The 222-nt window shown below is 58.6% G+C and carries 1 protein-coding gene; it reads right to left on the reverse strand.

Annotation, left to right across the window (positions count from 1 at the left end; all coding sequences use genetic code 11):
- Positions 1–222: pyridoxal-dependent decarboxylase (locus BEG40_RS21650; protein WP_286135174.1), on the reverse strand; the 222-nt coding region annotated here is incomplete at both ends.

Consider the following 222-nt stretch of genomic DNA (forward strand, 5'->3'; position numbering starts at 1 on the left):
TAACCCAGCCGCAGCCGAGCGGAGCCAGACCAAATTTATGACCTGAAGCACTGATCGATTTCACGCGCGGCAGGCGGAAGTCCCAGACAATATCAGGAGCCACGAACGGCGCCAGGAAGCCACCGCTGGCGGCGTCGATGTGCATGTCGATGTCGATACCGGTATCAGCCTGGAATTTATCCAGCGCATCGTGCAGCGGTTGCGGGAACTCATAGTTACCGG

Source organism: Escherichia sp. MOD1-EC5495 (assembly GCF_002965965.1).
GTDB classification, from domain to species: domain Bacteria; phylum Pseudomonadota; class Gammaproteobacteria; order Enterobacterales; family Enterobacteriaceae; genus Escherichia; species Escherichia ruysiae.